Origin of the sequence: Streptomyces sp. B15 (genome assembly GCF_018070605.1) — a bacterium.
GTDB classification, from domain to species: Bacteria; Actinomycetota; Actinomycetes; order Streptomycetales; family Streptomycetaceae; genus Streptomyces; species Streptomyces smyrnaeus.
The window spans coordinates 1-16,426 of sequence record NZ_JAGPXJ010000078.1; the positions used below are offsets into that span (position 1 = coordinate 1).

A 16,426-nucleotide genomic window follows, 5' to 3' on the forward strand; every position below is an offset into this window, starting at 1 on the left:
CACCCTCCTCACCACACCCCAACCCTGGCACCCCACACCCCACCGACCCCGCCGCGCCGCCATCTCCAGCTTCGGCGCCAGCGGCACCAACGCCCACCTCATCCTCCAAGAACCACCCAACGACACCCGCAACGACACCATCGAGACGAGCAGCACCACCCGCACCAGCACAACCATCCGCACCAACACCAACACCAACACCGAGCCCAAACCCGAACCCGAACCCGACACCCCCGTCGTCTGGCCCCTCTCCGCCAAAACACCCACCGCCCTGACCGCACAAGCCCAACGCCTCCACCACTGGCTCACCCAAAACCCCCACCACCACCCCACCCACATCGCCCACACCCTCACCACCCGCACCCAACACCCCCACCGCACCACCCTCATCGGCCACAACCACACCCAACTCACCACCGCCCTCAACCACCTCACCACCAAACAACCGAGCCCCCATGTGGTGCCGCCGGCCCGGGTGCGGCCCGGACGGATCGCGTTCGTGGTTCCCGCTCCTCGGGCGCAGTCCCTGGAGTCGGTGCGCGGCCTCCTGCGGTCGGCCGGCGCGGCACCGGCCTTCGTCGAACAGCTGGAGCGGTGCGCCGAAGCCCTGGCGCCGCACACCGACTGGAACCTCCTCGAAGCGGTGACCGACCCCGCCCAAGCCCCCGCACTCGACCGGCCGGAAGTCTTCGCGCCGGTCCTGTTCGCGGTCCAGGTGTCGCTGGCCGCACTGTGGCGGGCGTTCGGTGTGCAGCCGGAGGCCGTACTGGCGGAACCCGGCGGCGAGCCGGCGGCGTCGGTGATCGACGGAAGCCGCTCCCTGGCGGAGGCGGCCCGTGCTGTGACCGGCCGTGTTCCGGAGGGCGACGGCGGCGGTGACGAGCCGCTGAAGGCTGCCGTCGGCGAGCGGGTGGCGCAGGGGTTCCGGGCCTTTGTCGAGATCAGTCCGCAGCCGTCGCTCAGCGGTACGGTCACCGCGGCGCTCGCCTCGACCGACTGCGAACCGGACGAGGTGCACGTCACCCCGCCCCTCGCCGAAGGGGTCGAGGAGGCCGACGGGTTCTGGCGGACGCTGGCCGAGGCCAACGTGGGCGGTGTCCGTGTCGAGTGGTCGGTCCTGTACGCGGGTCGGGACACGCCGCGCGTGGAGTTGCCCACGTACGCCTTCCAGCGGCAGCGGTACTGGTTCACGGAGACGGACTCGAAACCCGCCGCGCCCGCGCCCCGCTCCGAGGACGAGCACGACCGGAGGTCGGGGGCCTTCACCACGCTGCTGCGCCGCGCGCATATCGAGGGCACCATCTCCGACGCCGTACCGGTGATCACGGGAGCCTCCCGGTTCCGGCCGTCCTTCAGCACGGTCGCCGAGCTGGGTGAGGCGGCGGGTTCGGTGCTGGTCGCGGACGGGGCGGCGGACCCCGCGGTGGTGTGCGTACCGTCGTTCCTGGCCGGCTCCGGGCCGCACCAGTTCGCCCTACTGGCCTCGGAGTTCACGCCACGGCTGCCGATCTCCGCGCTGGTCCTGCCGGGGTTCGGGAAGTCGCAGCCGCTGCCGGCCTCCTGGCAGGTGGCGGTCGAGGCGATGGCGCGGTCGGCGCTGCAGGCGGCGGCCGGCCGCCCCTTGGCACTGGTCGGCCACTCGGTCGGCGGACTGGTCGCCCAGGCGATCACCGAGCAGCTGGAGAGCACGGGTCACCGGGTCGAAGGCGTCGTCATGATCGACACCTACGACATCGACAAGGCCGAGGAACGTGAGGCGCTGTTCGTCTGGGCGATGAGCGAGATCCTCCACCGCGACCCGACGGGCCTGGTCGTCAACGACGACAACCTGATGGCGATGGGCGCCTATCTGCGGCTGTACGAGGAGTGGGCGCCACGCGGCATCGAGGCGCCGACGCTGGCCGTGCGCGCCACGGACCCGGACGCGGAACTCAACGCCCCCATCGATCCCACGTGGAAGGCGGCGGACTTCGCCGAGTCGTTGCCGGCCGACCACTTCTCGGTCCTGGAGAGCAAGGCACCGCTGGCCGCGCGGGTGCTCGGCGACTGGTTCGCACGCCTCTCGGACGACAACGACAGCACCCGGGCCGCGGGCCCGGAACACCGATGACGGGAAGGCCATGACGCAGACAGGAACGGCAACGGCACAGCGGCTCGGTCGGCGGTGGGCGACGGAACCGCGGTGGAAGGACGTGGCACGGACCTACAGTGCCGAGGACGTGGTGCGACTCTCCGGGAGTGTGCGGGAGGAGCACACGCTCGCACGGCGCGGTGCCGAGCGGCTGTGGCGGCAGCTCCACGAGCGCGACTACATCCACGCGCTGGGAGCACTGACCGGCGGGCAGGCCGTCCAGCAGGTCAAGGCGGGTCTGCAGGCCGTGTATCTGTCGGGGTGGCAGGTCGCAGCCGACGCCAACCTGGCCGGGCACACCTACCCCGACCAGAGCCTCTACCCCGCCAACTCGGTGCCGCAGGTGGTGCGCCGCATCAACAACGCGCTGCTGCGCGCCGATCAGATCGCCACCGCCGAGGGCACGGACGGGACCACCGACTGGCTGGTGCCCATCGTCGCCGACGCCGAGGCGGGGTTCGGCGGTCCCCTCAACGCGTTCGAACTCACCAAGGCGCTGATCGCCGCCGGGGCGGCCGGCATCCACTACGAGGACCAGCTCGCCTCCGAGAAGAAGTGCGGGCACCTGGGCGGAAAGGTCCTCGTGCCCACGTCCCAGCACATCCGCACCCTCAACGCGGCCCGGCTGGCCGCCGACATCGCCGACGTGCCCACCCTCGTCGTCGCCCGCACCGACGCGCTGGCCGCCACCCTGCTCACCAGCGACGTCGATGAACGCGACGCGCGTTTTTGCACCGGAGAGCGTACCGGCGAGGGCTTCTACCGGGTTCGCAACGGCATGGAGGCGGCCATTGCCCGCGGTATCGCCTACGCGCCGTACGCGGACCTGCTGTGGATGGAGACCGGCACCCCCGATCTGGCACAGGCCCGCGAGTTCGCCGAGGCCGTCCAGGCCCACCACCCCGACCAGTTGCTCGCCTACAACTGCTCGCCCTCCTTCAACTGGAAGGCGGCACTGGACGACGACCAGATCGCCAAGTTCCAGCGCGAGCTGGCGGCCATGGGCTACCGCTTCCAGTTCATCACCCTGGCCGGATTCCACTCCCTCAACCACGGGATGTTCGACCTCGCCCGCGGCTACGCCGAGCACGGCATGACCGCCTACGTCGACCTGCAGGAGAAGGAGTTCGCCGCCCAGCGGCAGGGCTTCACCGCCGTCAAGCACCAGCGCGAGGTCGGCACCGGCTACTTCGACGCCGTCGCCAGTGCCCTCAACCCGGCCTCCGCCACCACCGCGCTGACCGGCTCCACCGAGGAGGAACAGTTCCACTAGAGGCGCTCCGGCCGGTACCGCTCGTCCGGCCGGAGCGCACGGCTCCAGGACGGACCCGGCGGGTTCCGCCACGAGCGGGGCACAGGGCGGGACCCGCCGCTCCGGCCGTCGGCGCGCCCGTGCGCACAGCCGGGGACAAGAGCCCGGCCGGGGGCACCGGACCGGCCGGGCACACCCACGCGTCAGCCGAGGGAGAGGGACCTGCCGGCTCGCTTGAGCAGGGTGGGCACGGCGAGCTGGTGGACCGGCTGGGCCGTACGCCAGACCACGCGGCCGGCCGGCTTGCGGAAGTGCACCGCGGTGGCCCATACGACGGCGGCGCTCTTGACCATCACGATGTTGTAGGTGGCCACGAGCCCGGAGTGGCCTTCGAGTACGAGCGAGTCGAAGTCGTCGTCCTGCGTGGAGACCGGTCCGGACAGGTGCCAGCCCAGGATGTGCTCACGCGAGGACCTGGGCCCCAACCGCAGCCGGAGCACCTGGGTCCAGCCCATCCCCAGGAAGCCGCGGACCGGGGCGGGAGCGCCTTCGAAGGTCGCCCGGCCCCACTGTTCGGCTGTCACGGACCGGGCGTCGGGGGCCGGCACCTCGTAGGCCGACATGTAGTGCGCGTCCGTGAACTCCTTGCTGTCCAGGAGGACTTTCGGCACGTCGACCCGTCGTGCTTGCGGAGTGGTCATGAACAGGGGCTCCTTCGACTTCGGCAGTGGACGGAACAGCGCAAGTCACCAAAAAGCAGGAGACTTCAGAGTTTGGGGAGTCTACCCGCACCCTCCCCCGCGACACCGGCTCCCGCGACCGCGACGGCCGAAGACTGCCCGACCCATACACCCACCGCTGCCGCCGATCGCGACAGCCCCACACATTTCAGCCGCCCGTCCCCGCGGCGTTTGGGAGAACCCATGGTGAAATCGGTGATGCACAACGTCTCGGACACCGCGCGCTGGGTGGCCGAGTACCGGGCGCGGGAGTCCGCCCGGCCCGACGCCCTCTTCCGTGACCCGTTCGCCGCCGGGCTGGCCGGTGAACGCGGCCGGATCATCGCGGAGGAGGCCAAGCGCTCCTTCGGCAACGGCTGGTTCTTCATCGCCCGGACGAAGCTGATCGACGATCTGATCGCGGCGTGTCTGGACGAGGGCTGCACCCGGGTGGTCAACCTCGCCGCCGGGCTGGACGCCAGGCCGTACCGGCTGGACCTTCCGCCGGACCTGGAGTGGATCGAGGTGGATCTGCCCCCGCTCATCGAGGAGAAGGACAAGGCGCTCGCCTCGGAGACCCCGCGGTGCCGGCTGGAGCGCGTACCGGTCGACCTGGCCGACGCCGACGCGCGCGGCGCCTTCCTCGCCCGAACGCTCGGGCTGCCCGGCCGGACGCTGGTCATCACGGAAGGGCTGCTGCTGTATCTGGAGCACGCCCAGGTCCGGGAGCTGACCTCGCAACTGCGCTCCTATGGGGCGCACTGGTGGATCACGGATGTCGTCAGCCCGGCCGTGGTGAAGCTGTCGGACAAGGCGAGCCGCAAGAACAACGCCCCGGTCACCTTCGGTCCGTCCGACGGCGTCGCCTTCTTCGAACGGGGCGGCTGGAGGGTCGAGTCCGTCTCCACCCAGCTGTCCGCCGCGGCGCGCTGGAAGCGCCTCTCCCCACTCATGCGGCTGCTGGCCCTGCTGCCCGAGCCCGACCCGAGGCGGCCGGGCCGCGCACCTTGGGGCGCGGTGCTCCGCCTCCGCAACTGATGTCCCGCCGCTGCCCGCCCCCGCCCGCCTGTGCCCGACTCCGCCGACCGCTTCCCGTCTCTTCGGAACGTCGCCCGACCACACTCATGAGGGAGTAACACATGTCCGAGTTGCCACCCATCAGCTCCACCCACCGCCTGGTGGTCGTGGTCACCGACCGTGACGCGGTGGGCCCTGCGGCGAGCCGTGCCCTGACCGATCTGGCCGGGACGCGGGAGACCGACGTGGGCGCTCCCCCGGCTCCCGCACCGTCGCAGCAGGACTACCAGGAGGTCGTCCAGCGCGGTCTGCGCTTCCTCGATCTGGTGGCTCCCGAGGACCGCCTCACCCTGCTGACGGTCTCCTCGCTGGACGAGGTCGACAAGGCGGCGCTGGAGGCGGCCGGAGACCACAAGGCCGTGCTGAGCCTGCTGGTGATCGACCACGCCGAGCACCGCTACCGGATGACATCACCCGACGACCTGAACAGGCGGCTGGCCGAACTGGCGCGCTCGCTCGGTGACACGGTGGCCTTCGAGCCCGGCCCGTGCTCCGTCCAGGTCTACACCGATCCGGACGTCGAGAGCTTCTACTCCGTCGAGCAGTTCACCCCGCGCTGGTATCCCGAGGAGGAGTGGGTGGTCACCGCCGACATCGCCTGCGCCTTCGTGGACTCGGTCCAGCTGCACAGCACCAGCCGGCTGCGGCCGGAAATGAAAGCCAGCACCATCGCGAACGCCATCGCCGACTTCCTGACCGCACAGGCCGGCTCCTCCTGGGGGCTGCACTACTACACGGGCTCCGGAGTCGCCACGTTCATCGACGACATCGAGCGGCGCGCGGTCGCGGGCGGGAATCCGATCGTGCGCGGACCCAGCGAGCACAGCCTCGCCTGCTCCGCGCTGGCGCGCTGGACCCTGGACGCGGCGCCGTTCGCCATCGTCGCCACGAGTGGCATGCACGAGGAGTTCCGCGGCACCCTGGCCAACCACGTCGCTGTGCGCACGAAGGGCTTCATCATCTGCTGCGACTCCCGAGAGGACCAGTGGCACCCCTTCCAGGGCACGATCCACCGCACCGAGGACAGCCGCCCCTCGCTGCTGGCCCGCGGCTTCCCGGTGGTGCACATCGGCAAGTCCGACGACATCGCCCGTGGGCTCGCCGAGGCGTTCGAGGCGTACTCGGCCGACCGGGGGCCGGTCATGGTGATCGCACCGCGCGACGTGCTCCAGACGACTCTTCCGGCCGAGGAGGTGCCGCCGGCCGTCGCCACCCCCGCCCCGCGCGTCGAGGCGGTGCGCTCCCCCGGGATCGAGGAACTGGCCACCTTGCTCAACACCGGGCGCCGGCGGCTCCTGTGCCAGGTCGGACCGCTGCGCGAGAGCGCGAAGGAGCTGATGTACTCGCTGGCTCGCGAGGCGGGCATCGCACTCGCCGACTCGGTCGCACAGCCGGGCACCGTCAGCCGCTACCGCGACGGGCGGACGGTGGAGGAGTTCATCGGCACGCTCAGCATGTACGGCTACTCCGCCCGCGTCCACGAATACCTCTACCGGGACGGGGCCATGCGGCCCTCGGACGAGCAGACGGTGATGTTCCTCGGCACGCAGATCCCGCAGATCGACACGCCGTTCTCGGAGTCGGCGCTGCGGAAACTGGCGCCGGTGCAGATCACCGACCGGGAGATCGACCAGGCGCCGTTCACCGGCCTGGGCGTGGTCGGGGATCTGGAGGCGGTGCTGCGCGCCCTCCACGAGCGGCTGGACGTCGACCCGGAAGTGCTGGCGTACCGGCGCGCGGCCATCGCCTCCACCACCGACTCGGACGGCGACGTGATCGGCCTGCTGCCGGTTCTCCCCATGACGACCAACCACTTCTTCCGCCGGCTGCGCGGCGTGCTGGACGGCATCATCCGGGAGGACGGCTACGAGTACGTCGGGGTCTACGACATCGGGCGCGCCGGGCTGTCGGCGGTCAACAGTCTGCCCCGCACCGGCCCCTGCGTCTCCGGCTGGTACGGGCGAGGGCTGATGGGCGACGGGGTGATGGCACTGCCGGGAATCGTGACCCGGCGCGACCGCAACGTCATCTCCTTCACCGGAGACGGCACGGTGGCCATGGTCCCGGACGTGATCCCCAGCCTGGTGCAGCAGATCGCGGTGGACGGCTCGGCTTTCGAGCACAACCTCACCGTCTTCCGGTTCGTCAACGGGAGCCACTCCGTCATCCGGACCTACCGTGAGTCGCTGGACCCCTCCGGGGTCAGCGGCCAGACCGGCGTGCTGACCTTCACCCCGCCGGACTACGAGCACGCCTACGGGCCGCTGACGATCCGTCACCGTCGCATCGCCCGGTTCGACGACGTACCGCTCGCCGAGCAGTTGCAGGAGCCGGGAACGGTGAATCTGTACTCGGTGCTGGTGGGGCACAACAACGAGGGCGACGGGCTCAGCAGGTTCTCGTCCCTGGGCTGGCAGCGCGACGAGCTGTCCCCGAAGGCACTGGCCATGGCAGGACTTCCCATCTCGTCACAGGGGGTGACGCTGTGAACCTGAGCGCCGAGGAGAAGGCGGAGCGTGCTCGGATCGAGGACCGGGTGCTGACGCTCCTCTCCCAGGCCGCGGTGGTACCGCGGGAGGACATCGCCGATCCGCGTACCAACCTCCGCGAGGAGATCGGTCTGGACTCGATGGACTTCGTGGAACTGGTGACGGTGCTGGAGCGGGAACTGGGCCGACGCGTGGAACGCGAGCAGCTGTCCTACGTCCGGACGGTCGGCGACGTCGTCGACCTGGTGTACACGCTCAGCAAGAACGCCGACCCCGCCGGCGCCTGAACCACGGCCCCCGCCCCCGTCCCGGCCGCACCCGACGGCCGGTGCTCGGGCGGGGGCCTTCGTTTCCGCGCCGATGTCGGCGACCGGCCGTCTGCACCGGCGTTCTCCCGGGGATCGCCCGGGGTCCGCGCCGCTTCGGGCCTGTCGAAATTCATTGTGGGTGGCGCGCGGAGTGGTTCTACTGTGGCGCGGTGACGACTCAGGTGATCGTGCTGAACGGCGGCTCCAGCTCGGGCAAGTCCGGGATCTCCCGGTGTCTGCAGGTGGTGCTGCCCCAGCCGTGGCTCGCCGTCGGAGTGGACACGCTGGTCGACGCGATGCCACCGGCCCTGCAGGAGTCGGACGCCGGAATCGGAATCGCCGCCGACGGCGAGGTGAGCGTCGGGCCCGAGTTCCGTACGCTCGAAGCGGCGTGGATGGAGGGCGTCGCCGCCATGGCCCGTGCGGGGGCCCGCGTCATCATCGACGAGGTCTTCCTGGGCACAGCAGCGTCCCAGCAGCGGTGGCGGAAGGCCCTCGACGGACTCGGCGTGCTGTGGGTCGGTGTGCGATGCCCTGCCGAGGTTGCCGCAGGCCGCGAGATCGCACGGGGAGACCGCGTCCGGGGGATGGCCGCAGCGCAGGCCGAGTCGGTGCACCATGGCGTGTCGTACGACCTGGAAGTGGACACCACACACACCGAGTCCCTGGAGTGTGCGCGGATCATCGCCGCTCAGGTCGGGTGAGCGACGGCTCCCCCACACCTCCCCCACGTCCGGTATCCGGAGCGGTACCGGGGACGACGTCGGGCGGCACCGATGGGCTTGTTGTCCGTCCGGAACACACGGAAGATGCTGACCGCCGACCAAAAGTCCCAACCTGAGCTCCCACGCCGGTCCGCGCGGTGCGTCGGATGCGACCGATCGTGGCTGTGGAGGTGGCTCCGTGTCGTACGCGGTTCTCCGATCGCCCCAGGCACTGCGGTTCGTCGGACGCAGGGACGAGCTCGGCGCCCTGTGCCAAGCGCTCGCCGCGACGCCGTCCGTGGCCTTCGTGGCGGGAGAGGCGGGTATCGGCAAGACGCGTCTGATCCACGAGGCGCTGCAACAGATCTCCGGGGCGAAGCGGCGGGTGCTGGCCGGAAGTTGTCTGCCGCTGCGCGAACCGTTTCCCTACGGGCCGGTCGTGGACCTGTTCCGGGATCTGCGGGAGGAACTGCCGCCCGGGCTGAATCCGGTCTGCGGAGCCCTGCGTGTCCACCTCCCGGAGCTGGCCGCCGACCTGCCGCCCGCCCCCGAACCGGTGGTCGACCACCGGGCCGCGCAGCACCGGCTGTTCCGCGCGGTGCGGGCACTGCTGGAAGCACTCGGCGACACCGTCGTCGTCGTGGAGGACGTGCATTGGGCGGACGACGGCACCCGTGATCTGCTGCGGTTCCTCGCGGACGCACCGCCGCCCCGGCTGTCGGTCGTACTCAGCCACCGCAGTGAGGACCTGCCGGACGGTGGCCTGCCCCTGGGGCGGGCCTACCGGTGCCCGCAGGGCACCACCGAGATCCGCATTCCGCTACGGCCGCTGGACCAGGCCGCGGTGAGCGACATGACGGCGGCCATGACCGGCGGTGCGCCCGTCTCCGCCGAGCTGGCGGCCGAACTGCACCGCCGGACCGCGGGGATCCCGTTCGTGCTGGAGGAGACCGTCCGCACCCTGCTGGCCGGTACGGGCAAGCGGCAGCTTCCCGACCTGGACGCCCTCGCGACGATGCGGGTGCCCGCGCTGTTGCTGGAGGCGACCGCCGACCGCATGGCGCAACTGTCCCCGACCGCCGCCGACGCGGTGCGCGCCGCCGCCACGCTGCGGGTGCCCGCCGAGGAGGAGTTGATCGCCCAGGTGATGGACGAGCCGGGCGAGTCCGGCGGGCCGCCATCGGCCGCACCCGGCTCCCGTCCGGCCGACCACCACCGGCGAACCGCCGCCGGCGCCCTCCGCGAGGCGCTGTCGGCCGGCCTGCTGTGCGAGGAACCCGGCGGACGCTACGGGTTCCGGCACACCCTCGCCCAGCAGGCGGTCTACTCGATGCTGCCGGGGCCCGACCGGCACCGGCTGCACCGGCGCGCCCTGACCGCCCTGGCCCGCACCGACCCGCCGCCGCTGGTGCGGCTCGCCTACCACGCCCGGCTCTCCGGCGACTGGACGGCCTGGCACCGGCACTGCGAGCAGGCCGTCGACGCGGCACACGCCATGGGCGACACCGCTTTGGTGGTGGAGCTGCTGGAAGAGCTGCTGTCCGACGACCGGCTGCCGACCAGGGAGCGGGGCCGGCTGGCGGCGCGGCTCAGCAGGGAGGCGGCGGTCGGCCTGGCACACCGGCGGGCCACCGGGCTGCTCAGACGCGTCCTGCGGGACACCAGCCTGCCCGAGGGGCTGCGCGGCGAGATCCGGCTCAACCTCGGGCTGCTGCTGAACAACCAGGCGGGCCGCTACCAGGAAGGGCGGGCCGACACCGCGACGGCTGTGGCGGAACTGCGCGAACGGCCCGCCCTGGCCGCTCGGGGCATGGCCGCGCTGGCGATGCCCGGTTGGGGCGACCAGCCCTTGCACGTACACCAGAAGTGGATCGAGCGGGCCGAGGAGTTGGTCGCCACCCAGCCGGACGGCGCACTGCGGATCGCGGTGCGCGGCAACCATCTCGCGCTGCTGATGTCCACGGGGGCGCCGTCGGTGTGGGCCCAGGCCGAGGAACTCCTGGGCCAGGGCCGGTCCGTCGCCGAGCGCCGGGAGGTCGCCCGTGCCTGCGGCAACCTGGCCGACGCGGCGACCTGTCTCGGCCACTACGAGGAGGCCCGCCGCTTCCGGCTGGAGGGCAGACGGCTCGCCGCCGAGTGCGGCGCTCCCTATCTGGAGAGCATCCTGGAGGGCACCGCGCTGCGGTTGGCCTGGTACACCGGCCGCTGGGACGGGTTGGCGGAACGGGCCCGCTGCGCCTCGGAACTGGTCGGTGGTGTCTCGGGGATCGCCGCCGACGCCCATCTGGTCCGGGGCCTGCTGGCTTCGGCGCGCGGCGAGTGGGAGGAGGCGCAGGACCGGCTGCGGGACGCCGGGCTGGCGGATCCCGCCAACGCGCCCGCCAACATCCGGGCCGCCGCTTCCGCCGCCATGGCGCGGGTGCGGATGGCGTGCGGCGAGGCCGATACGGGCTGCGCCGAAGCCCTCCGCGCGGTGGAGTGGATCAGGAAGAAGGAGATCTGGACCTGGGCGGCGGACCTGGCCCCGATGGCGGTGGTGGCTCTGGTGCGCTGCGGGCGGTACGGCGAAGCCGCCGAGTTGGCCGCCGAGTTCCACGCGCGGCTCGCCGGGCGGGACGCGCCGCTGGCCGCGGCAGCGCAGCAGGCGTGCGAGGGCATACTCGCCACCGCCGCCACCCGCCACCGGGAGGCCGCCGCCGCCTTCGGCGCCGCCCGCTCCGCCTACGCCGTACTGCCCCAGCCCTATTCGGCGGCCCGCGCCCAAGAGGCCGCGGCCCGCAACCTGCTCGTGCTCCAGGACACCTCGGGCGCCGCCCGACTGGCCGAGGCGGCCGAGGAGTTCGCCGCGCTGGGCGCGATACGGGACGCCTCGCGCTGCCGCCGGGAACTGCGGCGGAGCGGTACGACGGTGTCCTCCCGGCGTGGGCGGCGCGGCTACGGAAGCAGGCTCTCCCCGCGTGAGACCGAGGTGGCCCGGCTGGTCGCTCTCGGCCGCACCAACCGGGAGATCGCCCAGGTGCTGTTCCTGTCCCCGCGCACCGTCGAACAGCACGTGGCCCGGGTGCTGCGGAAACTGAACGTGGCCTCGCGGTCCGAGGTCGCCTCGAATACGTACCCCTACCTATAACGTTCCGGATTGTTTTGCTCCACTGCGGGCCGGAGGGTGAGTGCCATCTGGCCGGGCGCGATCCGCCCGGTACCACCCCCACCACGAGGAGCAGTATCCATGGGTACTCGTACGCGCGGCAGACGCTTCACCGCCCTGGGCATAGGCGTGCTGACCGCGGCGGTCACGGGACTGGGCGGAGCCGCCACCGCGGGAGCGTCCACCCCCGACGCGGAGCAGAACACCATCCGCAACGCCTCCGCACCGGGCACCCTCCCGGACCGGTACATCGTGACGCTGGACGGCGGTACCTCGGCTTCGCTCGCCGCCCGTTCCCAGGTGCGCACCACGGCCGAGCGGCTCACCGACTCCTACGGCGGCACCGTCCGCCAGGTCTACTCCGCCGCCCTCCGCGGGTTCTCCGTCCGCGCGACCGAGGCGCAGGCCAAGAAGCTGGCGGCGGCGCCCGGCGTGAGGTACGTCGAGGCCGACGGCACCATGCGCGTCTCCGGAACGCAGCCCAACCCGCCCTCCTGGGGCATCGACCGGGTGGACGGCTCACTCAACCGCTCCTACAGCTACCCCAACGAGGGCTCGGGGGTGACCGCGTACATCGTGGACACCGGCGTCGACATGACGCACCCGGACTTCTCCGGGCGCGCCCGCAGCGGCTACGACTTCATCGACAACGACAACAACGCCAGCGACTGTCAGGGCCACGGCACCCATGTGGCGGGCACGGTCGGCAGCCGCAGCTACGGCGTCGCCAAGAACGTCGACCTGGTGGCGGTGCGGGTGCTCAACTGCCAGGGCTCGGGCCAGTGGTCCCAGGTCATCGGCGGTATCGACTGGGTGGCCCGGAACGCCGACGGCCCGTCCGTGGCGAACATGAGCCTGGGCGGCGGCGCCAGTTCCTCGGTGGACCAGGCCGTGCAGGGCGCCATCGACAGCGGCGTCACCTTCGCCGTCGCGGCGGGCAACGACTCACGGAACGCCTGCAACACCAGCCCGGCGCGGGTGCCGGCCGCCATCACGCTCGGCTCCACCGACCGCGGCGACGGCCGTTCGTACTTCTCCAACTACGGGCGCTGCCTGGACCTGTTCGCCCCCGGCAGCAGCATCACCTCCACCCGCAACGGTGGCGGGTCCACCACCATGAGCGGCACCTCCATGGCGACTCCGCACGCAGCCGGTGCGGCGGCGCTCTATCTGTCCGCCCACCGTGGCGCCTCTCCCGGCCAGGTCCGTGACGCCCTCGTCAACAACGCCCAGAGTGGCGTGGTCGGCAACCCCGGTTCCGGCTCCCCCAACCGCCTCCTGAACGTCAGCAACCTGGGCTGATCCACTCGGCCCCCAGGGCCCGTGGGGCTGTCTCCGGACAGCCCCACGGGCTGGCAGCCGTTCTCGATGCCCGACTCCTTCTTCGACGGCACCGCCCGCCTCCCGTGCGCGGCCTGACCGTCCACGACGGCTCAGGTAGGCATCCGGGGGCAGCACCCGGGGGTGACGTGCGGGGGCGGCGGCGCAGCGCCGATCATCGAGTCATGTTCCTTGAGTCCGTGGCCGTCGCCGCGCTGGTCGTGGTGCTGGTCGGTGCCGTCGTACGGCCCTTCGGCCGGCCGGAGGCGGTCTTCGCGCTGCCCGCCGCCGCCCTCGTCGTCGCTGTCGGCGCGATCCCGCTGGAGGACGTACGCGAGGAGGCCGGCCGGCTCGGTCCGGTGATCGGCTTTCTCGCGGCTGTCCTCGTCCTCGCCAAGCTCTGCGACGACGAGGGACTCTTCCACACCTGCGGCACCTGGATGGCCCGCTGGTCCCGAGGCCGGCCGCGCAGGCTGCTCGGCGCGGTCTTCGCGCTGGCCTCCGCCGTCACGGCCGCCCTCAGCCTGGATGCCACCGTGGTGTTGTTGACCCCCGTGGTCTTCGCCACGGCCGCCCGCATGGGCATCCGACCACGCCCTCACGTCTATGCGAGCGCCCACCTGTCCAACACGGCCTCGCTGCTGCTGCCGGTGTCCAACCTGACGAACCTCCTGGCCTTCACCGCCAGCGGCCTGACGTTCACCCGTTTCGCCCTCCTGATGCTGCTGCCGTGGCTGGCCGCCATCGCCGTCGAGTACGTCGTCCTCCGCCGCTTCTTCGCCGCCGACCTCACCGCACCGGCCGAACCGCCCGGGGTGGCGGACCCACCGGAGGTGCCGCTGTTCGCGCTGGCGACCGTCGCCGCGACGCTCGCCGGTTTTGCGGTGGCGTCCACTTCCGGTATCGATCCGGCGTGGGCCGCGACCGCGGGCGCGGCCGTGCTGGCCGTGCGCGCCCTGGCCCGGCGCCGTACCACCCCCGGGGCGATCGTCCGCTCGGCCGGCCTGCCGTTCCTCGCCTTCGTCCTGGCCCTCGGTGTGGTCGTCCGCGCGGTGATCGACAACGGTCTCGGAGAGGCCCTGAGCAAGGTGCTGCCCGACGGCGCTTCGCTGCCCGCGCTGCTGGGAACCGCCGCCGTCGCGGCAGTGCTCGCGAATCTGATCAACAACCTGCCCGCGGTGCTCGCCCTGGTCCCCCTGGCGGCGCCCTCAGGCCCCGGCACGGTGCTGGCCGTCCTGCTGGGCGTCAACATCGGCCCCAACCTCACCTACGCGGGCTCCTTGGCGACCCTGCTGTGGCGGCGCGTCGCCCGCGGGCACGACCACGAGGTGGAGCTGAAGGAGTTCACCCTGCTCGGCCTGCTCACCGTGCCGGCCGCCCTGCTGAGCGCCACCCTCGCGCTGTGGGCCGCGCTGACGGTCCTCGGTACGTGACCGGGACGCTTGTGAATCCGCCCGGGTGCTCGGCGCACCGGCCTGCGGCGTCCCGACAGCGGGCCCGAAGCGGAAGGGTCGGTATGGTCCTGCCATGTCCCGAACAGATGGGAGTGCGTGCTCCCCCTCCGCCGACACCGCGGACGACCTCGACCTCGCCGTGCAGCTCGCGGTGGAAGTCCTCCGCCGAGCGCCCCGGGCGGCCTGGGAGAGCAAGGCCGGTTCGCTGGAATGGGACTGCTGGGAGACCGCCGAACACCTCAGTGACGATCTCTTCGCCTACGCCGTGCAGCTGGGCCCCAGGAGGCCGCCCATGGACGGCGAGGTGCCCTTCGTGTGGGAGAGCCGGCGGCCCGGCGGCCCTGCGAACGCCGTGCACGCGGACCGCGCGGCAGGGCCCGGCGGTCTGCTGCAGGTACTGGAAGCGAGCGGCGCGCTGCTGGTCGCCATGGTGCGTACGACACCGCCGCGGACCCGGGCCCATCATGTCTTCGGCGCCTCGGACCCCGAGGGTTTCGCCGCGATGGGCATCGTGGAGACCCTGGTGCACACCCACGATCTGACACAGGGGCTCGGAGACGGACTCGTCTGGGAACCGCCTGCCGATCTGTGCACGCGGGTGCTGGCCCGGCTGTTTCCCGGCGTGCCGGAGACCACTGATCCCTGGCAGACCCTGTTGTGGGCCACCGGACGCGCCGAGCTGCCGGGACACCCTCGTCTCACCACCTGGCGCTGGGACGGCACCCCGCGGTCCTAGCGGGGGTCTGCTGCCCGCCCCGGCGATGTCCCACCGCGAACCGGATTCCGAACCCCGGCGCGGGAACGGGACCGCCGCCGTACGGACCTCTATGTCCCCTACTCGCCGCCGCCCAGTTCGAAGAGGAGGAACAGGAACGCCGCCAGCAGGTGACCGGCCACCACGTAGACGAACAGCCGCAGCGCCAGCCCACGCGGGAAGCGTCCGTCACCCCGCTCCACGCCCGGCTCGTCCTTGCGCTTGCGTTGCGGCTGGGGTGGCTGGGTGGTGGTCATGGCTGGGGCCTTTCTGTACGGGCACGGGGGCCGCGAGTGGAGGGAGGGGCGATGATCAGTGCTGTGCGGCCGGACCGGGCGCGGGGTGCCCCGACAGACCGCTCACGCACAGATCGGCGGTGGGCGACTGGAGCAGTGTGTGGACGAAGAGCAGATCCGCGCCTTGGGCCGAGACGGCTTGGAGCCGGTGCGGGGTGAGCGAGTCGAAGTGCGCCGAGTCGCCGGGGCCCATCGTCTCGGTGATCTGACCGAGCGACAGCCGCAGCTCGCCGCGCTGCACATGGATCCACTCCTCGCCGGGGTGGACGCGTACGAGATCACCCTGCGGGCCGCGCGGCACATGGACGCGGAGCGCCTGCATGGCCCGCCCGGCCTGGCCCGCCTGTCGGTAGCGCCAGCCACCGGCGTCGACGGGCTCCATCTCGTCGCCGCGGACGATGGAGTCGGCAGCGGTCGTCGTCTCGCCCAGCAGTTCGCCGACGGTCGTGCCGTAGACACGGGCGAGAGTGAGGAGGAGCGGCAGCGACGGCTGCCGCTTGCCGGTCTCCAGGCGGGAGAGATGGGCGGGCGAGAGCCCGGCCCTGCGTGCCGACGCCTCCAGGCTCAGCCCGCTGCGCCGTCGCAGCAGGCGCATCCGGGGAGCGAACGCGGGGATGTCCCCCGCCTCCGGCCCCGTGGCCTCATCATGGGGAGGGTTCGGGCGCATGCCTTGATTAAGACACAGCCTTCCCTCCTGGGCAAAAGTTTTGCCTGTGGGGCAAAAGAGGGAGGGCCGGGCCCGGTCCGTCGCGTCGGCGAGGGACCGGCACCTCAGCC

Annotated in this window: 13 protein-coding genes; 10 read left to right on the top strand and 3 right to left on the bottom strand. The window is 71.9% G+C overall.

The features are described from left to right. The coding region (locus KBY19_RS27575; protein ID WP_210966931.1) for an alpha/beta fold hydrolase at window positions 1-2,110 on the top strand (2,110 nt) is incomplete at its 5' end. 10 nt (window positions 2,111-2,120) lie between these two features. Continuing rightward, window positions 2,121-3,404 (top strand): isocitrate lyase, encoded by a 1,284-nt coding sequence (gene aceA / locus KBY19_RS27580; RefSeq protein WP_210955562.1) that lies wholly within the window; start codon window positions 2,121-2,123, stop codon window positions 3,402-3,404. Window positions 3,405-3,586: 182 nt separating this feature from the next. Here aceA and KBY19_RS27585 read toward each other — a convergent pair whose 3' ends face one another. Further along, a complete protein-coding gene (locus tag KBY19_RS27585; RefSeq protein ID WP_099885889.1) occupies window positions 3,587-4,084 on the bottom strand; it encodes a DUF2867 domain-containing protein in 498 nt (165 codons plus the stop codon). 222 nt (window positions 4,085-4,306) lie between these two features. Between KBY19_RS27585 and KBY19_RS27590 the strand changes: the two genes are divergently transcribed. The 8 genes from KBY19_RS27590 to KBY19_RS27625 all read left to right on the top strand — a co-directional run bounded on the left by KBY19_RS27590 (window position 4,307) and on the right by KBY19_RS27625 (window position 15,335). Continuing rightward, complete coding sequence (locus tag KBY19_RS27590) at window positions 4,307-5,140, top strand: SAM-dependent methyltransferase (RefSeq protein ID WP_210966932.1); 834 nt, start codon at window positions 4,307-4,309, stop codon at window positions 5,138-5,140. A gap of 101 nt (window positions 5,141-5,241) precedes the next feature. Further along, a complete protein-coding gene (locus KBY19_RS27595; protein ID WP_210966933.1) occupies window positions 5,242-7,668 on the top strand; it encodes a hypothetical protein in 2,427 nt (808 codons plus the stop codon). Continuing rightward, on the top strand, window positions 7,665-7,955 hold the full coding sequence (locus KBY19_RS27600) for an acyl carrier protein (RefSeq protein ID WP_307842353.1): 291 nt from the start codon (window positions 7,665-7,667) through the stop codon (window positions 7,953-7,955). Before KBY19_RS27595 ends, KBY19_RS27600 begins: the two co-directional genes overlap by 4 nt. A 191-nt stretch (window positions 7,956-8,146) precedes the next feature. Beyond that, window positions 8,147-8,680 carry a chloramphenicol phosphotransferase CPT gene (cpt, locus tag KBY19_RS27605; protein ID WP_210966934.1) on the top strand — a complete coding sequence of 178 codons (534 nt, stop codon included), beginning with the start codon at window positions 8,147-8,149 and terminating at the stop codon, window positions 8,678-8,680. 199 nt (window positions 8,681-8,879) lie between these two features. Beyond that, window positions 8,880-11,807: an AAA family ATPase gene (locus tag KBY19_RS27610; RefSeq protein ID WP_210966935.1), complete on the top strand. Its 2,928-nt coding sequence runs from the start codon at window positions 8,880-8,882 to the stop codon at window positions 11,805-11,807. Between the two features lie 99 nt (window positions 11,808-11,906). Continuing rightward, window positions 11,907-13,127, top strand: a complete 1,221-nt coding sequence (locus KBY19_RS27615; RefSeq protein ID WP_210966936.1) for a S8 family peptidase — start codon at window positions 11,907-11,909, stop codon at window positions 13,125-13,127. Window positions 13,128-13,330: 203 nt separating this feature from the next. Continuing rightward, window positions 13,331-14,578 (top strand): SLC13 family permease, encoded by a 1,248-nt coding sequence (locus KBY19_RS27620; protein WP_210955559.1) that lies wholly within the window; start codon window positions 13,331-13,333, stop codon window positions 14,576-14,578. Window positions 14,579-14,672: 94 nt separating this feature from the next. Next, a complete protein-coding gene (locus KBY19_RS27625) occupies window positions 14,673-15,335 on the top strand; it encodes a hypothetical protein (RefSeq protein WP_210955558.1) in 663 nt (220 codons plus the stop codon). A gap of 98 nt (window positions 15,336-15,433) precedes the next feature. Here KBY19_RS27625 and KBY19_RS27630 read toward each other — a convergent pair whose 3' ends face one another. Continuing rightward, window positions 15,434-15,610 carry a DUF6126 family protein gene (locus tag KBY19_RS27630; RefSeq protein ID WP_180289845.1) on the bottom strand — a complete coding sequence of 59 codons (177 nt, stop codon included), beginning with the start codon at window positions 15,608-15,610 and terminating at the stop codon, window positions 15,434-15,436. A 55-nt stretch (window positions 15,611-15,665) separates the two neighbouring features. Further along, the gene (locus KBY19_RS27635; RefSeq protein WP_099885881.1) at window positions 15,666-16,316 is read right to left on the bottom strand and encodes a helix-turn-helix domain-containing protein; all 651 of its coding nucleotides are present in this window, start codon (window positions 16,314-16,316) and stop codon (window positions 15,666-15,668) included. Window positions 16,317-16,426 lie beyond the last annotated feature (110 nt).